Below are 23,816 nucleotides of genomic sequence, written 5' to 3' on the forward strand. Positions count from 1 at the left end.
ATGTCGTCCGACGCGGCTGCTCGGGAATATTCGTGGATTGTCCGCCCCAGCAAAAACGGTGGAGAGAATGTAAGCCTTCCATGGCCTCATCGTGGACTGGGGCGGGTCTGTACGCGCACCTGGCATACCTGTGAACCTCTCTGGACACCGCTCGCGATCTACAATTACATAGTTGACTTGCGCTTCAAACCAGCAGGGGGGGTTTTGCCAATCCTTTCAGTAACCTCCTTGAGTTTTTTGGTTCCAGGACCCGCTGCTTGTAGTTCTGGACCAAAATCTTCCATGCGGACATCGAAAACTGAAACTGCAAGTTGCTCACTACCGTGAGAATGGGAGATGAGACGCCGGTGTTCTTGATCGTATGGGGCTTGGGCCGTCGAGCCGCCATATTCACCAATATTGGCGATCAGAATGTGCTGGTACATGTGATAACGCAGGGCTGCGACCATCCCGTCAAACGTCTTCACGTCTTTGTTCATTGCAGATACCACATACATGTGGCTTTCATCCCTGAGGTCTGCCGCGAGGGCTAGGTCAGTTGCATCGAAGCATATCGACCCAGTTAAGCGGTATGGGCTTAATGTAGAACTTGACGGATCGCGAAGCTCGATCACTACCTGGTAGGGGCGCCATGAGTTAATCCCCAGAATTTTCTCCCCTGGCGTGAGGTGGAACTTCCCCTGATCTACCTGAACCCACGAGCGCCCTTGCGCTCTCATTTGGGGTACTAGCCACCTTGCCGCGTTAATGGGCTTCCCGCCACGGTCCGCTGCCCCAAGTAGCCCGTAGAACAACATTGCACCCGTGGCGTCTGAGAACGCGCGCATTAAATCCTGATCGTCGACATGGATGCTCAATTCAGGGAACACGACCAGATCGAATTGTGGCTTTTCTGAACGTCCCAAAACGTAGTCACGTGCAGCAAGGTGTTTGGTCGTTAAATGCAATAGCGCCGCCGTGTGGTTCCGGTGCCGTTCTCTGTACCCTGGGTCATCAAGTCCTTCAAGTCCTCGATCAAAATGGGTCTGCATCGGCATCAGTCCTTGGACCATCACCACCCGCAAGCCACGCTTTTCGTTCAGACGCCACTCAAAGGGATACCTATAAATTGGCAGATTACTGCTCTCTCCGAAGATCAAGGTCTGCTCGTCGATGCGTTTTTCGATGGTCTTCAAAAAGTCGGTACGCGTGCGAATATTTACTGATTCAACTTGGTCTCGTTCAGCTATACCAGGCCATCGGAGCAGATTAAGAAGAAGCTCTGAGAACCATGGAGTTATAGCAGCAGTGGTTCCACGCAAACCTTCAGCAGAATGGAGCATGCCCAGCCGGCGTTTATGCCAAGTGCTGCGAATCCCTAAATACCAACCAGAGTCTTCGCGCGTCAGCCAATGACGAACTGTAAAGTCGGGCTCTCCCGTAGCGGCAGCGCGAAGGAGGCGACCAAAGGCGTATTTCCAAGCTTCCTCAGGGCGACACCAAGACGGCGTGTCATAATACCCTCCCGTGGTTTTTATGTGCTCGATCGCCCTGGCATCAAGATTTGCTAGTCTGGGATTATTTAATTTATCCCAGTCGTCGCTTCGAACTTCAACGTTCAAAAGAGTAAGAATCTCGGGATCAAAGCTTCGAATCGTTTTATTGCGTCCCAAGGCGCGGGCTAGCACGAGAAGAGCGTTTTCCTGTGCGAATAATTCGGAAGGATGAGTGATCACCGTTAACAGCGGCAGCCATTTGCGCGCGGGAAGAAAATCGGTGCCCTTATCCCATCTAGCGGCTGAGTAGCGGGTTAGATACCTCGGAATTTTGGTTATTGCATCAGACATTCCACTGCGGGGGGATTCCAGCAAAGATATAAACAACTCTGAAGAGGTTTCTGCGATTGCCTGCCACGCCCTGCCGACCACGACTCTATCTCGATTCTCACAAAAACGTATGAACCATTTTTCATAGTGAGGTATATCGTTGAGTAACTGATGCCCTACAAGTGAAACGACGATTTGCTCTTGCGCCGATACCTCATCTTCTAGAGGTCGAAATCTCACATACGAACTGAGCACTCGATAAAAACGTAGTTCCTCGACACTTTTTGACAACGATGCGGCTTGACGCTGAGAAGCCAATAGGAGCGTGGCCTGCTGTTGGACATACCATGGCGAATCTTTTCTCTCGATAATTTTCTTCGCCAAAATCGAAAGCGCAACGCGGTAGCTCCCTACATCGGCAACGCCCAAAGCTGAGTCGCTTTCTGCCTCCTTCCCAGTTTCTGTCGCGCCCGCTTTAAAAAGGTCAGCGAGCACGTACCAAGCAACACGTTTCCCAAACTCACCGGTCGACGTTACCTGATCAATTTTGCTCATCAGAGCTTGCTCTATAGGTTCGAGGAGATCAGTGCTCGGATAGAGGTCTAGTGCATACCTGAGCACCTGAACCAAGGAGGGGTTGACAGCCCATGCGGACACCAGCCTACGGGCAACAGCCTGATAGTCTTGGATAAGATCAATCTTGGGGTCTTTTCCGTCGGTAGACTCTGTTAGATCAGTCATGCTCCGACGCATTCTCAATGAGCGAACGAGTCTGTACGCTGAAAACCTAGTCAACGTGTCGTCACGCACTTCGAGCTTTAGCTTTGCAACTGATGCCAATTGAAGGCCTTGGGTCAGCAGTGGAGAAGATTCGTCTTCAACAAGGCTGAGTTCAGCTAATGAAAGCAAGCCGTTCAGGCCTGACTCCAACTGACGCAGTGAATCCACATCGAATGGGCCACTCAACTGTTTCTGAAAAGTTTTCATCCGCGCAGCCGTGCCGGATTCGCCACCTACTTCGATAAGTGGTTCAAGCTGAGTTTTACGCTCGTTGATTCTCAAATACGCATCAGGGTTATCCTTCGGGGCGGTATGTTTCTTTAACAGGCGTTGCGCCCAGTCGCTGATTTCACTACCTAATTGCGCTGGATCGACAAACTCTCCCTCCTCCTTGTCTACTGATACAACCAATCTGATGTCATCTACGTATCGGCAGTAGTCGTGAATTCGGAAAGATCTCTTTTGAGGCCGCCTACCGATAAATTCGCCTACCATGCGATCAAATTTCAAAAGATATGCGTTTGCAAAAAAACCACTTCCGACTAAGCCTTGAGGGAGGCCTAATGGGAGCTGTTGGTCTCGAAATAATTTTGCAAGCGGTTGCTCTTCAATTCGCCAGTCGAATTTTAGAGCCGCGCGGGTAACCGTCCAAAATGCTTCATCAGAGTCAAGATACTCCTCATCAGTGGCCCCTACGAAGCGCGCATATTCATCACGCATTCGCTCGATGAGTAGATCCACATCGATGCTGTCGAAAAATGCGCTCAGATCCAAGCTCACGATGAAAATGTTTTCTTCACCTTCAGCTTCAGCATGCTTAGCCAAAACTACCGGCCTCTGCACGAAACGTTGGTAGTCCTGAAAATAGCGGCTGTAAGTATTGGAATTACCCCATGAGAATGTTGCAGCGGAATGATCTTTCGACCATGAGCAAAAAAGCCGGTTGCCGTAGCTAAACACTTTGGATTTCGAGGCCGCTAGCGCATCCTGCGACGTGTCGCCTTGAGCCGTCTCGATACAGTCCGCAAGGCACAACATAACTGCGGTAGCAACGGTCTGTTCCTTGATCCCGATGTGAGCAAGTGGGCGCAGTACAGGCTCGTCATCATTTCCGCTCTTCCGAGGCCCCCAGCCACCTTCTTCGTTCTCACGAAAGCCCCAAAGGCCGTTTTTCGGTGCGGGCACGAGCCAGGCAGGAGCAGTCTGGTACTCCCCGGATGAGATCGACTTTGACCAAAGACTTAAATTATCAGCCAGGCATACGGCAGAAGCATCAAGCTCCAACACATCCGCATACCAGTTATGCCGTCTTATGAAAGTGTGGGTTTTCTTCCATGCTTGGGCAAGTACGACTTCATCTTGGAGCAACCCAATACGCGGGCTCAACCTTTCGTATCGTGAATCCACAACGCTCATTAGCAGTCCTTTAAATGGCTGTCGACCTGCTGCTCGTTTCCTCAGACTGGAGTTATCGTCAGCAGGCCTTCTGCCCGCAACTCTAACCGCCTCGGCTTAATTGGTCGACTGTCCCCTTCTGGCCATGAGCTGCCCGCCGCCAAAGGCAGCTTCGGGTCGATAGCGGCCATTAGTTCAACCCTCAGCCGCCGATGCATGACGGTCAAGTGGGAGCGGGCTTGCCCCGCGATCCGGGCCATGGGCATTGTCTATCACGCAGCCATGACCCTATCGCGGGGCAAGCCCGCTCCCACCGTCTAATCGCCGTTCGAGCGGACGATCCCCCTACTGCGCAATAACCCGATACCGCGCCAAATTCAACGCCACCAGCAGCGCCACCACCGCCATCAGCGCCCCGGTGAGGAACCCGCCGCTGTAACCGACCTGCGCGGTCAGCCCCAGCAACAGCGAGGACGACAGCATTTCGCCAAGGTCGCGGGTGCTTTGCACGGCGGTCATGTCGGTGCCGGCCTGGTCGCTTTGCCCGGCAAACGCCATCGAGGCGGTCATGATTGCCACCGAGGTCGCGCCGGTGGCAAACGAGCCCAGCCCCACCGCCAGCCAGATCAACTCGACCCGGGGCGCCACTAGCCCGCTTGCCTGCAGCAGCCAGACCAGCGCCGCCACCCCGGCCATGGCCACCGCCAGCATGAACGCCGGCCACAAGCCCAGCACACGGATCAGCCAGGCACCGCCGCCGCAACCGAGCACGATGGTCACCACGCCGCCGCTCATGCCCAGTTGGCCGATGGCCTGCAACGACCAGCCAGCATCGTTTAGGAACAGTTTCGACAGGCCGAAGCCAGACACCGCGGTCATCGCCGAGAGCAATGCCAGCACCACCAGCGACAGCGCCCCGGGGCGCTTGATGAAGCGCAACAGGCTGGCGTGGGCGACGTCGGGTTGTTTCTCTTTCGCCGGTGCCACATGCAGCCAGGCTACGCAGCACAGGCTCGCCAAGGGCACCAGGGCCAACAGGCCGAAGGCCGTGGTTTGCCCGAAGTGGCCACTGAGCAGCAGCGCCCCGGCGCCGCCGACGAAGAAGCCGAACATGGTGCCGCCGACCTGGATGGCGTTGATCCGCGCGAGCATGTTGTCGCTGAAATACTCGGCGGCCATGCCGTCGGTGGCGATGTCCTGGGTGGCGCTGGCGAACGAAGCGAGGATCAGCAGGCCCACGGCCCAGCCGGCGGTATCGACACTCAAGCCGATGCTCGCCAGGGTCACCAGGCACAGCAGCACAAGGATCTGCATCGGTATGATCCAACTGCGCCGCCGCCCCAGGCGCGGGCTCCAGTGGTTGTCGACCTGCGGCGCCCAGATGAACTTCACCACCCACGGCAGGCCCACCAATGGCAGGAAGGCCAGGGCATCGAGGGCCGCGCCGTCGTGGCGCAGCAGGGTTGGCAAGGCGTCCATGGCGATGCCGAAGCAAATGCCCTGGGACAGGTACAACAGGGCGAAGGTCAGCACCATGCGCCAGTGTTTCAACAGATCCAGCATGCGAGTCTCCATTCAGATAGCGTTGGCGTCGGCAGCCCGTGCCGTACGCGAAAAAACAGTCAGGCGGCGCACCGCCCACAGGGCACTGGCGCCCACGAGCAACAGCACCAGGTCAATCGGCCATAGGCTCAGGTTGGCGTGCACCAGGCTGCCAGCCAGGTGCAAGGCGCCAGCACTCAGGAAGGCCAGGCCGGCCACGCTCAACAGCAGGCGTAGCGGTTGGCGCTGCGGCTGCATCAGCGCGGCCAGCAGCAGGCTGGCGATCCAGCAGCCCCAGAACCACGCCGTCAGTGAACCGCGCGGCAACAGCCCGAGGTTGGCCAGCGCCCCGGCGCACAGCAGCACGGCGCTGGCCGCCAGCAGCCCGCCGCCGACCCCGACCACCAGGCGCAGCAGCACTTGCCAGCCTGCCCCGCCCTTCAGCCGCCGGCGCTCCAGCCACAGGTACAGGCCGCTGAGCACCAGCACTGCGGCGCCCAGGGCCATGCTGAAATGCACGACGCGCAACAGCGGCCCGGCGTGGGGTAGCCAGCGATAATCGGCAAAGTGCAGCGGCTGCACCGCGATAAACGCCTGCAGCCAGAAACCTCGGCCACTGGCACTGCTGGAGGCCAGCGGCCGGCCGTCATCGCCGCGGTAGGCATGGCGTTCGAACACTGCGGTGCTGGGCAGGCCGGACTCGATGCCGGCCACTTCCAGCCAGGCTCCGGGCTCGCCCCAGTGATGCAGGGTGACGCTCTGGGCGGTGAAGCCCGGGTGCGCCGCCGCGTCGTTGCTCAGCAGTTGATCGAGATCGAAGGGCTGGGCCGGCGCCGCTTGCGGATCGACCTGCGGTGGTGCGCCCAGCAGCTGCATGAACGCCTGTTGCGGGGCCCCGGGAAACGCCTGCCCGGCCAGGGTCAGGGTACCCAGGGCGCCAAGGCCGGACATCGCCCCGGTAACCCCGAACAACAGCAGCCACGGCCCGGCCCAGCGGCCGATCAGGCTGTGCAGGTCGTGGGCCAGCAGCCGCGGGCCACGGTCACGGCGCAAGCGCGTAAGGTCCTGCAAGCGGCCGCTGTGCAGCGCGCTGCCGGCCCAGATCATCAGCAACAGCGCCACCCCCAGCAGGCTGATCAGCACCCGCCCGGGGAAGCCGGCAAACAGGCTCTTGTGCAGGTTGAAGAGGATATCGGCGGCGTTCTCCGTTTCCAGCTCCCGGCCAGTGGCCGGGTCCAGGGCCAGGTTGCACGGCTTGGCAGGCGCGCACAGCTCGACCACCGCGCGCTCGCCGTCGGGCAGGCGAATCTGCAACGCCTCGGGCGCCAGGCCGTGGCGGCTGGCCACCGGCAGCCATTGCGCCAAGGGCAACAGCGGCCCTGGCGCCAAGGCTGCCGGACCGCGAAACCAGCTGCGCAGGTCCTCATGGGCCATGCTCCAGGCGCCGCTGAGCAGAATCACCAACAGCAGCACGCCGAACACCCCGCCGGCACCGGCATGCACGCGCTGCACCAGCGCCCGCGGTGCGCCCATCATGACCCGGCTCCTGCCCATGCCAGGCAAGGGCTGAACAGCAGCAACCAGGCGCTGGAGCGGTAGACCACGCGCTTGCAGTCCGGCGCCAGCAGCGCCCACAACAGCACCGTGACGAGAAACCCCAGGCCGAGAAAGATCGCCGCATAAAGCCGCTCAAGCCCGTCGCCCAAGGGGTAGTGGCGGGCCAGCAGCGCCGCCAGTTGCAGGCTGCTGAGCACGCTGCCAGCCAGCGCCAGGCTGATGCGCAGCGGCCATGGCCCAAGGCCCGGGGCTGCCATCAGAACGTGCCTCGCAAGGTCATGTTGAGGCTGCGCGGCTCCCCGTAGCGGTTGTTCCAGTTGGGGTTGGAAAGGCTCTGGTAATACTTGCGGTCGGCCAGGTTGTTGCCGTTGAGCGAGGCCGTCCAGTGCTCGTCAATGCGATAGGCAACCCGTGCATTGAGCAACGCATAACCGCCCTGCTGCATCGATACGGCGCCCGACTGCGCCGAGAAATCACTCTGCGCCTGCACCCCGGCACCGACGCTCCAGCGCCGCTCCTGCCAAGGCAGCTCGTACTGGCTCCACAACCGCAGCATGTGCCGCGGGGTGAACTCGGCATAGCGCTCGCCGGAGTTGCTGCGGGTGTCCTTGAGGTATTCGGTGGTGGTGTAGGTGTAGCCGGCGAACAGGCTCCAGTCCGGGGTGATATAGCCGGTGCTTTCCAGCTCGAAGCCCTGGCTGCGCACCTTGCCGCCGCTGATGTAGTAGGTGTTGGGGCCGGCGCCGGGGTGTTCCGGGTCGACCTGCGGATTGTTCTCCAGGTCGATGCGGAACGCCGCCAGCGACACGTTCAGGCGGCCATCCAGCAACTCGCCCTTGACCCCGGTCTCGTAGGTCTTGCCTTCCACCGGCTTGAGCAGGTCGCCGCTCCAGGTCTGCCCGGTCTGCGGCTGGAACACCTCGGCATAACTGGCGTACCACGACCAGTCCTGGGCGAAGTCCCAGATCAGCCCGCCGTACGGGGTGATCTCGCGCCCGGGTTTGAAGTGATCGCCCGGCGCATCCTGGTCCCACCAGCTGGCCCGGGCACCGACCACCAGGGTCAGCGGATCGAGCAGCTTGTAGCGGGTCAGCGCGTAGACACCCTTGGAGGTGGTGGTGGTCGAGCCCGGCGAAGTGTAGGCGCCGATACCCGGCTTGGGCACGCTGTGCGGGTCCCAGCGATAGACGTTGACCGGCACGTTCAACGGCGTAGTGAAGTCCGCCGTGCGCTGCTCGGTTTCCCCCTGGCTGTAGTTGCTGCCCAGCAGCAGTTCATGACTGCGACCGAACAGCGAGAACGGCCCGTTGACCGAGGCATCGACGCTCTTCTGGGTGCTTTCGAACTTGTACGCCGCGCCCATCAGACGGCCGCCGTCACCGGTGACGGGGTCAATTGCACCGTAGGCGCCGGCATAACGCAGGCTGGAGTCGGCGTCCTGGTATTCGGCGGCGACCTTGGCTTTCCAGCCGTAGTCCAGTTGCTGCTCGAGCGAGCCGAACACCCGCCGCGTGGTCCACTTGAAGCGGTCCCAGTCGACATCCAGGTAAGTGGAGCGCGGCAGGTTCAGGCTCGAGCCGTCCTTGGCCATCGGCACGCCAGCCATGTTGGTCACCGAGTCGATGGTCTGGTACTGCGCGCCCAGGGTCAGCAGGGTGTCCGGGCTCAGGTCGAATTCGCTGATGCCGTACAGCAACTGGGTGTCTTGCTTGCCGATGTCGTAGAAGTAGTCGCGGTCCTCGTAGGCGGCGACCATGCGCCCGCGCACATTGCCAGACTCGGTCAACGGCCCGCCGACATCGACCTCGCCGCGGTAACGGTCCCAACTGCCGCCGCTCAAGGTGGTGCTGGCGGCAAACTCCTTTTGCGGGCGCTTGCGCACCAGGTTGACCGTGGCCGCCGGGTTGCCACTGCCGTGCAGCAAGCCATTGGAGCCCCGCAGGATCTCGACCCGTTCGTACACCGCCATGTCCTGCGGTGAGCTGGCGGTGTCGCCGAGCAAGGCCGGCACGCCGTCGAGTTCGAACGAGTTGACCTTGAAGCCACGCACGTAATAAGCGGTGGTCAGCAGCTGGAACGGCTGCACGGTGACGCCAGTGGCTTGCTGCATCACCTCATCGAGGCTGAACAGGTTCTGCTGCTCGATGCGTTCATGGTCGATCACACTCACCGACTGCGGCGTCTCGCGCAGCTTGAGCGGCATCTTGCCGATGGTGGTGACACCGGGTGCGGTCACGCTGCTGGCGCTGTCCTTGCCGGTGATCTCGATGTTGCCCAGTTGCAGCGTGCCGTTGCCGTTCTCTGCAGCAATCGCCAGCGCCAGCGGATTCAGGCCCAGTACCAGGACCATCCCCAAGTGCGCCCGGCTGCGTTGCCCACTCCGTCCTGCCTTTTTGACTCCCTGATGTAACATTGCCCCGCCCCAATTTCGATAATAATTCTCATTAGTATCCTTCAAACGAGTGGGCGAACTTTTCGATTTAGGGACTTTTTCAATTGATGCCCGGCACCGGTGCATTCAATCGACGACACCGTGCTGCTCGACGAACTGCGCATACCACGGGTGGGTGGCCAGCAGTTGCTCATGACTGCCGCTGCCGCTCAGGCGCCCGGCCTCCAGCACCAGGATCTGATCGGCGTCGCGCACCAGCGCCGGGTTGTGCGACACCAGCACCAGCGTGCGCCGGCCGCGCAATGCCCGCAGGCTGCGATTGACCCGCGCCTCGCTGCGCGCATCGAGGCTGGCAGTGGGCTCGTCGAGCAACAGGATCGGCGCCGGCGACAGCAGCGCCCGCGCCAGCCCCACGCGCTGGCGCTGGCCACCGGAGAGCAAGGCGCCGCCTGGGCCTACCTCGCTGTGCCAGCCCTCGGCCAGGCTGGCGATCACCTCATCCAGCGCCGCCGCTTCAGCGGCCTGCTGCAATTGCGCAGCTGTCGCCTGTGGCCGCGCCATGCTGACATTCCACAGCAGGCTGCCGGCGAACAGGCCGCTGTCCTGGAACACCTGGGTCAAGTGCGCGGCAAGGGTTTGCTCGCTCAACTGACGGATGTCCATCTGGCCCAGACGCACTTCGCCGGCCTGGGCATCCATGCCCCGCCCCAGCAACGCCAGCAGCGTGCTTTTACCGGCGCCCGACGGCCCGACAAGGGCCGTGAAGGTACCAGACGCGCAGTACAGGTCGAGGTCCTTGAGCAGGTGCTCGCCATGTTCGCCGTAGCTGCTCAGGCCCTGGCCCTGCAGGCTGGCGTCCAGGGGTTGCAAGCCGGGTTGCGGGCTGTGCAGGATCGGTTGCGCCAATACCCCCAGCACCTGTGCCAAGGCCTGCCAGGCCATGCGCAGGGCCTGGTCCAGTTGCGCCAGTTGTGACAGCGGCTCGACAAAGCGCACCAGCAATACCAGCACCGCCACCAGCAGCGCCCCCGGCAAATGCCCGGCGGCGACCGCCAGCACGCCGCCGACCAGCAGCGCCGAAAACACCAGTTGCACTGCGCTGGCAAAGCCCAGGCTGGCGGGCAATGCCTGGCGGTTGAGCGAACGGGTCGCCTGATGTTGCTGCTGCAGGGCCTCGCGCAGGGCCACCTGGCCCTGGCTGGCAACGGCGCTGCTACGCATCAGCGCCTGTTGTTCGGCGAAAGTTTGCAGCAGTTGCCCGGCATGCCGATCAACCGCCTGGCGCTGTTGCTCAAGGTCCAGGCTGCGGCGCCCGGCCCAGCGCAGCAGGCCGAACAACGGCAGGTAGGCCACGGCCAGCGCCAGCGCCACGGATGGCGCCAGGGCGAACAGGCCAAGGACCACCACCGTTGGCGTCACCAACGCGGTAATCAACGGCGCCAACAGGTGCGCCGGGATACTCATGCTGCTGAACACCGGCCCGCGCACCAGGTCGTCGAGATGGCGCTGGCGGCCCCGCGCCAGCCGTGGCAAATGCTCCAGCAAGCGCGACACCAGCCCCGCTGCCAGCCCTGCCCCGGCGAGGTAACCACGCCGCTGGGCGATGTAACTGACCAGGGCCTGCAGCAGCGTCAGGCCCAGCAGCAGCCCCACCGGCTGCAGCACATCGGCGCCTGCGCGGTCGAACCAGGCCAGCACCAGCGGCACCAGTGCCAGCCCCGCCAGACCATCAAGCACCGCGGCCAGCACCATCCATATCAGCGCCGCGCGCAGGGCTTGCCAGGTGCGCTGCGGCAACTGGCGCAAGGACGAAAAAACACTCATGACACAGGCTCCATTTGCTCGGCATCGGACATTTGTTCACGCCACAACTGACGGTAAAGGCCGTCCATGGCCAGCAACTGCTGATGACTGCCACGCTGAACGATCCGGCCCTGGTTCAACACCAGGATCTGCTCGGCATGGCAGATGCTCTGCAAGCGGTGGGCAACGATCAACCGCGTACGCCCGGCCGCGCCCTCGTGCAGGGCCATGCGCAAGGCCCGCTCGGTGTGCGGATCGGTGGCCGAGGTCGGCTCGTCGAGGAGCATGATCGGCGCACTCGAAAGCAGCGCCCGGGCAATGGCCAGGCGTTGCAGCTCGCCGCCCGATAGCTGCACATCGTCACCGGCTATGCTCGCGTAGCCCTTGGCCAGCGCCATGATCCGGCTGTCGAGGCAGGCCGCCCGTGCAGCCTCGCGAATCTGCTCGAGGCTGGCGTCGGGCTGGTACAGGGCGATGTTCTGCGCCAGCGACAGGCGCAGCACTCCGGCGTGCTGGAACACCAGCGCCAGATGCCGTTGCAGTTGCGCGCTGGCGATCTGCCGAACATCCACCCCGCCGACCAGCACCTGGCCGCTGTCGACGTCCATGAACCGCGCAATCAAGCCGGCCAGGGTACTTTTGCCCGCCCCCGACGGCCCCACCAGGGCCGTGGTGGTGCCCGGCTCCAGGCGCAGGTTGATCGCTGACAATACCGGCACCTCGCCATGGGCGAAGGACACCTCGCGCATTTCCACGCTGGCGTCCCTGGGCGCTTGCGGCGCGTCGGGCTCGGCCAGCGGCGGCGTGCTCAACACTGCCTGCAAGCGCTGCGCACTGACCCGCGCGCTATTGAGGGCATCGAGGCCGTGCCCCATGGCCAGCACCGGCGCGGCCATGGCCCGGACCAGCAACAGAAAGGCGCACAACTGCGCCGCGCCCACCTCGGTCAGCCCCGGCAGCAACGCGCCAAGCACCACCCAGGCCAGCAGCCAGGGCGCACTGAGCAGCACCTGGACCAACGCCGCCAGTTGACCGGCGCGGCTCACCCAGTGGCTGAAACTCTGATCAAAGCGCTGCACCGCCTGTTGCAGGCTGCGCTGCACGCCGGCCCCCGGGAACTGGCGCACCAGGCGCAAGTTGGCGGCGAACTGGCTGTAGTCGCTGAACAACTGCTGCACCGCCGCATTGCGCTGCTCGACATCTTCGCGGTAGTGCGCCGAGCCCAGCCGCCAGTACCCCAGCACCCCCAGTGCCAATGGCAGCAGGCACCACAGCGCCAGGGCGCTGTCGCTCCACAGCAGGTAGCCGAAGGTGGCCAGGGGGATCAGCAGCAGGTTGACCAGATCGGTCGGCGCATGACCGACCAACTGGTGCAATGCACGTACGTCCTGCTCGGCATAGCGGGTCACGCCCTCGGGCCCGAGCCGGGCGAACCAGCCCAGCGGCAAGCGTTGCAGATGCTCGGCCAGGCGCACGCGCAAACGCTCGCACAGGTCGGCATCGACACCGTGGGTGAGGTGCAGGGCCAGGGTCTGGCCACACAGCCACAGGGCCGAGCCGAGCACCGCCAGCAGCACCCAGTTCATCACCCCGGGCGCCAGCGGCGGCGCCTGTTGCAGGCTGTCGGCCAGGTGCGCCAGGGCAATCAGCGGCAGCAGCGAATTGACCCCGGCGATGGCCTGTACCGCCACCGCCAGCCACAAGCGCGCCCGGAACGGCCGTAGCAGTGCCTGCAGTTCAGGCCCCAGCAGGTTCATTGGCACCCCTCCAGCGCCTGCGCCAAGGTGGCCGCCGGCAAGGCCTGGGCGGGTGTCTGTGGAAAGCCCAGGGCGGCCGTCACCTGCTGCCACAGCGCGACCACCTCCAGGCTGCACTGTTGCCGGCGCACCAGCCCTGCACCGTCGAGCAACGGCTCCAAGGCCCTGGCCGCAGCCTGTGGCCAGACCTGCCGATAGACCTGGCCCCAGTCCGTGGCGGCGTCCATCAGCACTTCGGCACACGGCAAGGCGCCGCCGCTCAGCACAAACAAGCCGTCCTCGTCCTCGCGCGGCGCGCGCACCGCTGGCATCCACAGCAGCGGCCCGTGCGGTGAGGCCAGCAGCAAGGTGCCGCTGTCGGTAGCCAGGCTGATGCGCTGGAGCATCTGCATGCGCCCGTCATCGGCCGCCGCCAGTTCATTGAGCACCCGTAACGCCACCGGCACCTCGGCCATCACCAGGCTGACATCGCGCCACGGCGACAGCGCCGGTGCCAGGTTGTCCAGCGACCACGGCCCCACCGACTCCAACAACGCCGCCAGGATGTCGAGGGTGGCGAAGCTGACCTGCACCGCACAACTGGCCTCGATATGGCGGATGCCCTGCTGACGATGCAACTGCCGGCCCAGCTCGATGAAGCGCGCCACCCACGGCAACTGCGGGTAAAAACTGTTGAGCAGGCAACGGCGCTGCAAGCGTGCCGCGCAGCGCAACAGCTCGTGCAGCTCCTGAGGCAACAGCGGGTGTTCGATCAACACATCGATACCGCGCGCCATCAACGCTTGCGCCAGGGCCGGGCCCTGCTCGCCGCGCGCCGCGCCGCCCACCGCCACGCAGGCCAGGCGGGTGTCGTCGGGCAGCTGTTCGAGGGCCGCGAAACACGGTACACGAAGATGCCGGGCCAGGGCCTGTGAACGGCGACTGCCCTGGCCCAGCACGCCGACCAGTTGCAGGTGCTCGGCAGCGGCGACACCGGCGGCGTAGAACTGGCCGAATCGGGAACCCACTACCAGGGTTTTGACGGGAGTGTTCATGGGCGCTGTTCCTCCAGCAAGTAACGACTGAGCCCGGCGTTCAGGCAATCGAAGTGATTGCCGCGCAGGGTCTGCACACTGAGCGGCGCCAGCGACGCGGCCTGCCACCAGGCCTGCAGGCTGGCCTGGTGATTGGCGATCAAGGGGTTGCCGACACTGGGCACGAACAGGCGCACGGCACCGATGTACGGCGCACTGTCGCTGTAGTGGCTGGCCCGTACCGAATGGGCAAACACCCGGTACAGCTGTTCATCGGCGATGCCGCTGGCGGCGCTCAGCACCCGGGCCTTGAGCTGGGCAACGTCGAAGGCCGGCAAGGCTGCGCTCAAGCTGCCCGCCGGCAGGTGTTGCACGGATGCCTGCAGCAGCGGCGCCAGGGCCGCCTGCAACTGCTCGGCCGACGGCAAGCCGAGCGCCTGCGGGTCCAGGCCGAGGGTGGCGGCAAAGCTGTAGAGGATCAGCAACTCGTCATCCAGCCGATACGGGATGCGGTAGCTGGAGACAATGTCCACCCGGCGCACCTCGGCGCCCAGTTGCAGCAGCGCCTTGGCCAGTTCCAGGGTCACCAGCCCGCCGGAGCAGTAGCCCAGCAGATCGAAGCTGCGCCGGCCGCTGTCCCACAGAGCCTGGGCATAACGCTTGCCGAGGGTGGCATTGACATGCTGCGGCGCCAGGCGCAGGTAGGCCTCGCTGTCGTGTACCGCCAGCCCCAGCAGCGGGCCGCTGCCGGCAAGCTCGGCAATCAGCCGGCGATACGGCAACAGCGTGCCGAGGCCTTCATGCACCAGCACCCGGGCGATGCCCTCGCCTGCGGCCAGCTCGCTCAAGGCGTCGACCCGTACGCGCCCGGCCAGCGGCGCGCGGGTGGCTTGCAAAACAGGCGTTGCCGGCTGTTCAGCGGCCGGCGCCTCAGCCCCTGACTCACTACGCAAACGCTGGGCCAGGCCGGCCGGGGTCGGCTGGCTGAGGGCCCAGCGCAACAGGCGATCGAAGGGGTGTGCACGGGCCAGCGCTTCCTGCTCGCGCAGGCCGGCGATCAACTGGGCGATCAGCAGCGAGTCGCCACCGGCGGCGAAGAAGTCCTGATCGGCCGACAGCTCGGTGCAGTCGAGCACCCGCTGCCAGTGCCCGATCAGGCGCTGGACCAACTCATCGCTGACCTCGCTGCGCACCTGGCGCACCGGCTCCAGCTGGCGCTGCTGGGCCTGATGGGTCAGGGCGCGGCGGTCGATCTTGCCGTTGGCGGTGACCGGCAGCGCGTCCAGCACCCGCACCTGGGCCGGCACCATGTAGCGCGGCACACGCTCGGCGATAAACGCCAGCAGGTCGTTGCTGGCGAGCACGGGGCGGTCGGTTTTCATCCGTGCCACCAGCAGGTCATAGCCCAGCAACGACAATACGCTGTCCGCTGACCCCAGGGCCTGGGCATGGTCGCCGGCCTGAGCGTTGAGCCAGTCCAGCCACTGCTGGCGGTGCACGAACAATTGCCCGGTGCTCGCCCGCAGGTCTTGCGGCGTTTCCATCATCAGGCTCTGGCTGATGCTGATTTCCCGGTGCTCGCGGGTCAGCTCCTGGATCACCAGCCAGGCATCGGCCTGCAACAGCTGGCGCAGGCCGGCCAGCAAGCACGGGGTGTCAAGGGCATTGTTCAAGGCCCCGGAACTGAGCAGCAGGTCCACCGAGCCTGGCTGCAGGCCCTGCTCGCAGGCGGGTTTGTTCATGTCGAAATGCATGAAGCGCACCCACGGGTACTCGGCAAAGCGCTCCCGGGCAGCATTGAGGAAGTAGCTGGAGACATCCGAGAACAGGTAGTCGATCTGCACCCCGGCTGCCGCCAAAGGCGCCAGCGCGGCAATGACCGAGGCACTGGCGGCAGCGGTGCCGGCGCCGACTTCAAGAATGCGCCAGTTGCGCTGGCCTTCACGGGCAACAATCGCCCTGACCGCCTCGGCCATGGCCTGGTGCAGCACCTGGGCATGCAGGCCACGGCTGTACATGGCCTCGGCAATATGCGCCGAGCCCTCGGGGAACATCAGGCTGGCCGGGCTCAGCCGGCCATCCAGCTGCTCGGCCAGGCGCATGGCGCTGCCGCGCAGGTAGTCGACCAGTTCCACCGGCCACAACGGCGCCGGGGCCAATTGGGCGAAACGCGCCCAGGCCTGGGCCTGATCGAACGCGCCGGGGTCTACCAGGCAGCGCCAGCCAGCGCCGCCACGTTGCAGATAGCCGCTGTCGGTCAACAGCATCAGCCAATGCTGCAGCAGCCGCTGCTGACCGGCCTCAAGCTTGAGCGCCTGGCACAGCGGGGCAAAGGCCACCTCCTCGCCCGCTGCGAGCAGACCGCTGCTGGCCAGCCAGTGCAGCAGCGAGGCATCGGCCGCCCGGTCCAGCGCCGCCAGGGCGGCGTGAATTTCTTCACGCGGGCCGAAATCGGCCTGTTCCAGGGTGTCACGCGCCTTGGCCATAACCTCGGCCAATTCCTCGCCAACCCGTTGTGGATCGTTAGCCGAAGTTTGTGCAGTGACAAAGCTGCACAGCGAACGCTCGTGACGCTCGCCCACCAGTACCGTGGTGCTGGCGGCGATCTGTGGATGAGCGAGCCAGGCAGCGTCGATCTCCGCAAGCTCGATGCGATGGCCGCGGATTTTCACCTGATCGTCCTGGCGCCCGAGGAACTCGATCAGGCCGTCCTCGTCCAGGTAGCGGCCGAGGTCGCCGGTGCGGTACAAGCGCCGGCCGCTGGCATGGGTGATGAAGCGCTCGGCGGTACGTTGCGGGTCTTCGGCGTAGCCCAATGCCAGGCCCAGGCCGCCGATATGAATCTCGCCGCGTACCCCCGGCGGGCATTGCCTGCCGAGGCTGTCGAGCACTTCCAGGGTCTGGCCGTTGAGGGCGAGGCCGTAGGGGATGCTCGGCAAGGCCGTGTCGGCGGGGCGAATCGGGTGCTCCACCGACCAGATCGCCGCCTCGGTCGCACCGCCGAGGCTGAACAGCTGGCTGTCGGGCCAGCGCTGCCACCAGCGGGTTGGCAAGGTGGTGGGAATCCAGTCGCCAGACCACATCACGCAACGCGGCCCGGGAATGGCTGCCGGTTCGCTTTCAAGGTAATCGATCAGCATCTGCCCCTGGGCCGGCACCGAGTTCCACAGGGTCACACCGTACTCGGCCATCAGTTGCGCCCAGTGCGAAGGATCGGCGCCACGCTCGGGGTCTGGCAGTACCACCTGCGCGCCCACAGCCGTTGCGCCGAAAAAGTCGTACACCGACAGGTCGAAACTCAGCTCCGCCAGCCCCAGCACCCGGTCCCGGGCATTGACGCCGTAGCGCTGGTTGATGTCGTCGAGGGTGTTGACCACCGCGCCATGGCTGAGCATCACGCCCTTGGGCGTGCCGGTGGAGCCGGATGTGTAGATGATGTAGGCCAGGTCGCCAGCCTGCACCGCCAGCGGTTCGCGCGGCGGCCAGTGGCTTGCGGCCGTGAGGCTGTCGATGGCAATGCGCGGCAGCGCAAGGCCTGCAGGCAAGGCTTCGGTTTCCAGGCAGATGAGCGCAGCAATTCCGCCATCGCGCAAAATGGCTTCGCGGCGCAGAGCCGGTTGGCGGATGTCGATGGGCACATAGGCTGCGCCCATCTGGTTGATGCCGAGCACGGCCATCAGTTGCCAGGCGCTCTTGGGCAGCATCACCGCCACCCGCGCCCCGGGGGCAACATCAAGGGCCTCCAGCGCCGCGCGCACGGCGTCGGCGTGCCGGGCGACCTGGCGATAGCTGTAAACGCCGTCGCGATCGCTGATCACCGGCGCATCCGGGCTGCGCAACGCCTGACCGGCAAAGCCGCTGGCGATGTTGCGGTCCTCGGCTTTAACCGCCGACAGATGCGCGACCCGCTGCTGCGCCAGGACGATATCGCCGCGCTGCTGCCAAAGCTGTGCATCCGCAGACAGGCGCTGCAGCAACGCGACATAGGCCTCGAACATCTGCGCCGCCATGCCGTCCGGCAGGACGCCGACGCGCACGTCCCAGCCGATCTGCAAACCGCCGTACTGGTCGCTGACCTGGCAATCGATCCACACCTGGGGGGTCTGGCTGATCATGTAGCTTGGCGGCTGCAACAAGCGCCCGCTATCCCCCAGCAGGCGCTCGACGCTGCCGATGCCGCTGGTGAACACCACCGGCATGAGGTCGGCGCCACGGCCCTGGACCCGTGCCAGTTCGCGCAACACCTCGACCCCGGTAAAGCGGCTGTGGTCGAGGTCGTCGAACAGCTGCGCGCCGATGCGCCGTGCCCGCTGGACGAAGTTGGCGCCACTGGCGCCATTGACCTGCAACAGGCTCAAAGCGGTGAAGTCGCCCAGCACCTGGCCCAGTTGCGGGTGCAGGTCCGGGCGGTTGAGGACAGTGAGGTTGAGGCAAAAGTCAGCGCTCTGGCTCCAGCGCCCGATGACCTCGGCGAACGCCGCCAGGGTCACCCCCGCCGCACTCAAACCCTGGGCGCTGGCCAGGGCGCAGAGCGCATTCCACTGGGCCACGCTCAAGCTGGCATGGTGGTGCTGAAAGCGCCGCGAGGTGATCCCGGCGTCATCGCTCAAGGGCAGGTCCGGACGCCCGGGCAGGCTCTCCAGGCGCGCCAGCCACCAGGCCTTGTCGCTCTGCCAGGCGGCGCTTTCACGGCTCTGTTGTTCATGCTGCAGGTAGTCGCGAAAGGTCGCCTCCAGCACCGGCCAGTGCCGGTTTGGCTCCAGGTAGCGCTGGCTCAGCTCTACCAGCAGCAGTTGCAAGCTGGCGTAGTCGATGAGGGTGAAATCCACCGAGCAATGCAGAACCGCGCGATCGGCGCCCAGGCTCAGTTCCGGCAGCAGGACCGGCCACTGGTCGAGGGCATGGCAGGCATGATCGAGGCGCTCGCGTACCTGCTGCAGGTGTGCATCGAAGGCTTGCGCCGAGGCCTGGCGCAGGTCATGCAAAGGCAGGCATTGCCAAGGCACCTGGGCCTGCACGCACTGACGGCTGTTGTCCTGCACCACCGCGCGCAGCATCGGGTGGCGCTGCACCAGGGCGTTCCAGGCCTGGTTCAGTTGCTCGCTGTCGACAGTGGCCGGCCAGGGGTATTCAACATACAGGTGGCAGGCATTGCCGCCATAGTCGAAGGCCGGATTGCGCCCCAGCACGTAGGCGCCCTGCACCGCGCTCAGGGCAAAAGGTTGCAGCGCCTGATCGGGTTGCGAGCGCCATTGCGAACGTGGCAACAGATGGTCCATCAACGCCTCGCGCTGGGCGCGGATACGTTCGGCCAGGGCCGGGTCCAGCGCCCCTTGCGGCGCACGAAAATGCAACTGGCCTTCAGTAGCCCAGAGTTCGATCTGGCGCTCACGGCAGATGTGCAAAAGGTCATTCAGGCTCATAGCACGCCCTCCTCTACTGCGGCACTGCTGGCCAGCAGCGCGGCCATGCCGGCCAAGGTTGGCTGCAGGTAGAAGTCACTCATGCGCAGGCTCACGCCCAGTTGCTCGCGCACGCTGGCCAGCAGCCGGGTCGCCAGCAGGCTGTCGCCGCCGAGGCTGAAAAAACTGCCCTGGGCGCTGCGCACCGGGCGTCCCAGCACCGCCTCCCAGCACCCGGCCAGGGGTTGCAGCGCAGGATTGAGCTCGCCCTCCTCGCCGCTGGCCGGTTGTTGGCGCTGCAACGCTTGCGTCATGCAGGCTTGCAGGCGCTTGCGGTCGATCTTGCCGTTGGCGTTGAGCTCCAGGCGCGGCAGGCACCAGAGGTGTTCGGGGCGCATCGCTTGCGGCAGGCGTTGTTGCAGCCAGTGCTGCAGACTGTCGGCGCTCAGGGCATCGGCCGTGGCGGTGGCGCTGAGCAACAGCATCGCCGGGTTCTGCCACAGGCTGTGCAGCTCGGCAAAGCCACTGCGGCCAAGCAACTGGGCGATCTGCGCAGGGTCAGGCAGCACTGGCCTGCGGCTGTCGAGCAGTGCTGCGCTGACCAGCCTCAGCGGCGAGTCACGCAACAGCTCGGCGAGCAGCAGGCGCCCGCCCGGCTTGAGCAGCGCCTGGGCCAGGTTCAGGCAGTCAGCCGGCTGCGCATAGCTGTGCAAGGCGGCGAAGCTGATCACCAGGTCGTACTGCGCGCACTGCTCGATGGGCAGCAGGCCATCCACCAGCAGTTGGCTGGCAACGCCCGGGCGCTTGCCGGCGCTGGCGGCCAACAGCCCGGGGCTGGTCTCGAACAGGGTCAGTTGCAGCTCGCGCTGGCCGAGGTGGTCGAGCCATTGATCCAGCAACTGGCCACCGCGCACGTCCAGCACCGCGACCCTCAACGGCCCGGCCTGGGCGCGGCACTGCTGCTGCAGCGCCTGGCTCATGGCATCGAGCAACTGGCGCCCGGCCGGCAGGTTAAGGGCCATGGCCTGGGGTGCCAGCAGCGGATCGAACAGCACCTGGGCAGCGCCACCCTCGACCGCCAACAGCGACTGCAGCGAAGCGACCATGGCCTGCAGGTCGGCCTCGCGCCAGCCCAGTTGCGCCAGGGCATCACCGAGGCTCATGGCTTGGCTGGGGTGTTCGCCCAACCACTGGCGCCAGGTGTCCAGCAGCGCCGGCGCCGGCAACGCTTGGCCATTGAGCAGGCGTTGCAGCAGCTCGGCGCTAACCCGTGCTTCAGCTTGCAGGGTGTCGTCCAGCATTGAGCCGCCTTGCAGGGCATCCGTGGCCACAGTCACCGGCGCCGGGCTGCTCACCAGCACCGCGCCAAGGCTGGCCACCGTGCCTGGCAGCACCGCCGCGCAGGCGTTGTCGATCAAAGGATGGGCACTCAGCGCCGCCTCGATCTCGCCCAGTTCGATGCGTTGCCCACGCACCTTGACCTGCTGGTCGATACGGCCGAGAAACTCAATGGTGCCGTCGCCCCAGAAACGCCCGCGATCGCCGGTGTGGTACCAACGCCCGCGCTCGTCGCTGCGAAAACGCTGGGCAGTCAATTGCGGGTCGTTGCGATAGCCACGGGCAAGGCTGGCGCCGCCGATCAGCAATTGCCCGACCACCTGCTCGGGCACATCGCGGCCGCTGTCGTCGACCACCCGATAGGCCTGGCCGGCCAGAGGTTTGCCATAGGGGATCGAGGTCCAATGACCCGACACCTCGTCGATGCTGTGCAGGTTCGACCAGATTCCGGCCTCGGTGGCCCCGCCCAGGCCATACACCCGGCACTGCGCCGTGGCATGCCGGCGCAGTCGCGCGGCAAGGTCCAGGGCGATCCAGTCGCCGGACAGCAACACCGCCCGCAGGCTCTGGTAGTGGCAGTCGCTGGCGGCAATGCCCAGGGCCATTTCCAGCAACGCCGGCGCCGAGTTCCACAGGCTCACCCGGTGCTCGGCAATCAATTGCGCCCAGCGCGCCGCATCGCGGGTTTCTTCGGGCTCCAGCAACACCAGGCGCGCGCCCTGCCCCAGCACCCCGAACAGGTCGAACACCGACAGGTCGAAATCCAGCGCCGACACTGCCAGCAGGCAGTCGTCGCGGTCGATGCCAAGTTCGGCCTGCAGCGCGTCGATGGTATTGATCGCCGCGCCATGGCTGACCTCGACGCCCTTGGGCACGCCGGTGGAGCCGGAGGTGTAGATCACATAGGCACTGGCCTGCGCCGCCACCGCCCGCGGCGCTGCCAATGCTGCGCACTGTTCCAGCTGCGCCAGGTTGAGCCAGCGCAATGACGGGCTATGCGCCGTGGGCGTTGGTGCTTGCTCGGCAATCACCAGGCTGATGCCCGCCGCCGATTCGATCAGGCTACGGCGCGCCGGCGGTTGCGCAGTGTCGACCGGTACATAGCAGCCGCCTGCTGCGAGCACGCCGAACACCGCAACGATCTGCCCGAGCCCGCGCGGCAGGCAGACTTCCACCGCCTCGCCCTGGCGCATGCCGGCCTCCAGCAAACCGGCAGCCACCCGCAGCGCGCGCGTGGCCAGCTCGCCGTAGCTGCAACGCTGGGCGCCACAGATCAGCGCCAGGTCATCCGGGCGCTGGCTGGCGTGGCGGAAAAAGTCGTCCAGCAGGCCGCGCCCCGGGGCCAGCGCCGGTACGCTGTTCTGGCGCTCGCGCCGGGCCTGTTGCGCCAGCGGCAGGAGCACCGGTTGCGGCAGGCTCCAGTCACTGTCGGCAAGGCGCTGCAGCAATTCGATGTAGGCCTGGAACATCGCCGCCAGCACACCCTCGGCGAACAGTTCGCTGATGCTGTCCCAGGCCAGCAACAGGCCGTCGTCAACCCGGTACAGCTGGTGATCGAGCCATACCTGCGGGGTTTGCGAAAGCATGTCGTCGAGGTCGCCAAACACCTGGCGAAAGCTTGCCGGAACAAACCCCGTCTCGTTGAGGTTGCTGGAAAACACCACCGGCGCTGAGCGCGGATGGCCCTGGCGACGGCCTTCGCGCAACACTTCCAGGGCCGCAAAGGCCGAACGGTCGATGGCGCCGTGCAGGCTGCGCTGAAACTCGCGTACCGCCTCGGCGAAGGGCAACTGCGGCGCGTCCTGGCATTCCACCAGCAGCAAGGTGGTGAAGTCGGCGATCGCCCGATCGATGTCCGGATGGTCATCATGGCGGTCGAACAACGGCACGTTGAGCAAGAACTTCGACTGCCCGCTCCAGCGCGCCAGCACTGCGTTGAAGGCAGTGGCGAACACGCAGGACAAGGTCAGGCCATGGTCGCTGGCCTGGCGCTGCAAACGCTCGGCTTCAGCGGCGCTTAAGACAAACGCCTGGCGACTGAAACGCGGTTCGCGGATTGACTCAGGGGCGCAGGCCAGCGCCAGCGCCGGGCCATCGGGCAATTGCGCCAGGCGCTGGCACCAGTACTCGCGGTCGCGGCCGTAAGCCTCGGCGCGCCGTTGCTGGCGGCGGCTCAGGTAGTCGGCAAAGTGCAGGGCCGGCGGCGCCGGCAGCAACGCCGGCGTTTGGTAAGCCTGGCCCAGTTCGGCCATCAGCAGGCGCAGGCTTTCTACGTCGGCGGCCAGCAGGTCGACACTCAGCCAGACCCGGTCGCGGCCACCCGGCAGTTGCACCAGGCCCACCAGCATCACCTGCCCCGCCTCCACCGCCAGGCACTGGTGCGAGCGCCAGCGGCGCAGTTCAGCCCAGGCCTGCTGCGCGCCATGGGGTGAATCCTGGCGCCAGTCCTGATGGTCGAACACCGGCGTAGTCGGCGCCGCCAGGATACGTTGGCAGCCGTCGTTGAAACTCGCCCGCAGCATCGGGTGGCGGGCTTGCACCAGGTTCACCGCCGCTTCAAGGCGCTGCGGGTCGATGCCCTGGCAATCGAACTCAAGCCAGGCATGACAACTGATATTACCCAGCACTTCGGCGGCGCCCCGGCCCAGCCAGTAGGCCTGTTGCACGGCGCTGAGCTCGAAGCGCTGCTCGCCAGCTGATACCGGTGCAACGCCAGGCGCCAGCGCAGGTTGCAAGGTTTGCCCGTGCAGCAGCGCCAGCCAGGCGGCCAGGCTCGGTTCAGCGCTCAGTTGGGCAAACTCGACCTGCAGGCCGTGGCTGCGCAGGCGCTCTTGCAGGTACATCAGGCGGATCGAATCAAGCCCGCAGCCGAGCAGGTTCTGCTCGTCGCCCAGGCTGTCGATTTCAGCCACCGAGGCGCCCAGCAACTGGGCGAGGTGTTCGATCAGCCAGAGGCGCAACGGGTTGGCCGAGGGGGTGTCTGCTGTTGTCAGCTCGCGCATGAAAAGCTTCCTGTAGCCCGTAAGAATAAA

The 23,816-nt window shown here is 64.9% G+C and carries 10 protein-coding genes; all 10 read right to left on the reverse strand.

Annotated elements, in window-relative coordinates; all coding sequences use genetic code 11:
* Positions 1 to 164: 164 nt before the first annotated feature.
* Positions 165 to 4,001 carry a hypothetical protein gene (locus LOY37_RS14965; RefSeq protein WP_258715110.1) on the reverse strand — a complete coding sequence of 1,279 codons (3,837 nt, stop codon included), beginning with the start codon at positions 3,999 to 4,001 and terminating at the stop codon, positions 165 to 167.
* Positions 4,002 to 4,325: 324 nt separating this feature from the next.
* Entirely contained in the window at positions 4,326 to 5,543 is a 1,218-nt protein-coding gene (locus LOY37_RS14970) for a RhtX/FptX family siderophore transporter (RefSeq protein ID WP_213604270.1), read from the reverse strand.
* A 12-nt stretch (positions 5,544 to 5,555) separates the two neighbouring features.
* Positions 5,556 to 7,058, reverse strand: a complete 1,503-nt coding sequence (locus tag LOY37_RS14975; RefSeq protein ID WP_258715111.1) for a PepSY domain-containing protein — start codon at positions 7,056 to 7,058, stop codon at positions 5,556 to 5,558.
* A complete protein-coding gene (locus LOY37_RS14980; protein WP_258715112.1) occupies positions 7,055 to 7,336 on the reverse strand; it encodes a hypothetical protein in 282 nt (93 codons plus the stop codon). Before LOY37_RS14980 ends, LOY37_RS14975 begins: the two co-directional genes overlap by 4 nt.
* Positions 7,336 to 9,429, reverse strand: coding sequence for a TonB-dependent siderophore receptor (locus LOY37_RS14985; protein WP_408980658.1), 2,094 nt, complete (start codon positions 9,427 to 9,429; stop codon positions 7,336 to 7,338). Before LOY37_RS14985 ends, LOY37_RS14980 begins: the two co-directional genes overlap by 1 nt.
* A gap of 168 nt (positions 9,430 to 9,597) precedes the next feature.
* Complete coding sequence (locus LOY37_RS14990) at positions 9,598 to 11,295, reverse strand: ABC transporter ATP-binding protein (RefSeq protein ID WP_258715114.1); 1,698 nt, start codon at positions 11,293 to 11,295, stop codon at positions 9,598 to 9,600.
* Positions 11,292 to 13,031, reverse strand: a complete 1,740-nt coding sequence (locus tag LOY37_RS14995; RefSeq protein ID WP_258715115.1) for an ABC transporter ATP-binding protein — start codon at positions 13,029 to 13,031, stop codon at positions 11,292 to 11,294. The genes LOY37_RS14990 and LOY37_RS14995 overlap by 4 nt, the downstream gene beginning before the upstream one ends.
* Positions 13,028 to 14,065: a Gfo/Idh/MocA family oxidoreductase gene (locus LOY37_RS15000; RefSeq protein WP_258715116.1), complete on the reverse strand. Its 1,038-nt coding sequence runs from the start codon at positions 14,063 to 14,065 to the stop codon at positions 13,028 to 13,030. The genes LOY37_RS14995 and LOY37_RS15000 overlap by 4 nt, the downstream gene beginning before the upstream one ends.
* Complete coding sequence (locus tag LOY37_RS15005) at positions 14,062 to 19,467, reverse strand: non-ribosomal peptide synthetase (RefSeq protein WP_258715117.1); 5,406 nt, start codon at positions 19,465 to 19,467, stop codon at positions 14,062 to 14,064. Before LOY37_RS15005 ends, LOY37_RS15000 begins: the two co-directional genes overlap by 4 nt.
* Positions 19,464 to 23,786: an amino acid adenylation domain-containing protein gene (locus LOY37_RS15010; RefSeq protein ID WP_258715118.1), complete on the reverse strand. Its 4,323-nt coding sequence runs from the start codon at positions 23,784 to 23,786 to the stop codon at positions 19,464 to 19,466. The genes LOY37_RS15005 and LOY37_RS15010 overlap by 4 nt, the downstream gene beginning before the upstream one ends.
* Positions 23,787 to 23,816: the final 30 nt, after the last annotated feature.

It is taken from the genome of Pseudomonas sp. B21-012 (assembly GCF_024749305.1).
GTDB lineage: Bacteria > Pseudomonadota > Gammaproteobacteria > Pseudomonadales > Pseudomonadaceae > Aquipseudomonas.

Excerpts from the sequence above, each read along its gene's own strand:
- LOY37_RS14975 (WP_258715111.1), bottom strand. The coding sequence starts at position 7,058 with ATGATGGGCGCACCGCGGGCGCTGGTGCAGCGCGTGCATGCCGGTGCC.
- LOY37_RS15005 (WP_258715117.1), bottom strand. The coding sequence starts at position 19,467 with ATGAGCCTGAATGACCTTTTGCACATCTGCCGTGAGCGCCAGATCGAA.
- LOY37_RS14995 (WP_258715115.1), bottom strand. The coding sequence starts at position 13,031 with ATGAACCTGCTGGGGCCTGAACTGCAGGCACTGCTACGGCCGTTCCGG.
- LOY37_RS14980 (WP_258715112.1), bottom strand. The coding sequence starts at position 7,336 with ATGGCAGCCCCGGGCCTTGGGCCATGGCCGCTGCGCATCAGCCTGGCG.
- LOY37_RS14970 (WP_213604270.1), bottom strand. The coding sequence starts at position 5,543 with ATGCTGGATCTGTTGAAACACTGGCGCATGGTGCTGACCTTCGCCCTG.
- LOY37_RS14990 (WP_258715114.1), bottom strand. The coding sequence starts at position 11,295 with ATGAGTGTTTTTTCGTCCTTGCGCCAGTTGCCGCAGCGCACCTGGCAA.
- LOY37_RS14965 (WP_258715110.1), bottom strand. The coding sequence starts at position 4,001 with ATGAGCGTTGTGGATTCACGATACGAAAGGTTGAGCCCGCGTATTGGG.
- LOY37_RS15000 (WP_258715116.1), bottom strand. The coding sequence starts at position 14,065 with ATGAACACTCCCGTCAAAACCCTGGTAGTGGGTTCCCGATTCGGCCAG.
- LOY37_RS15010 (WP_258715118.1), bottom strand. The coding sequence starts at position 23,786 with ATGCGCGAGCTGACAACAGCAGACACCCCCTCGGCCAACCCGTTGCGC.
- LOY37_RS14985 (WP_408980658.1), bottom strand. The coding sequence starts at position 9,429 with ATGGTCCTGGTACTGGGCCTGAATCCGCTGGCGCTGGCGATTGCTGCA.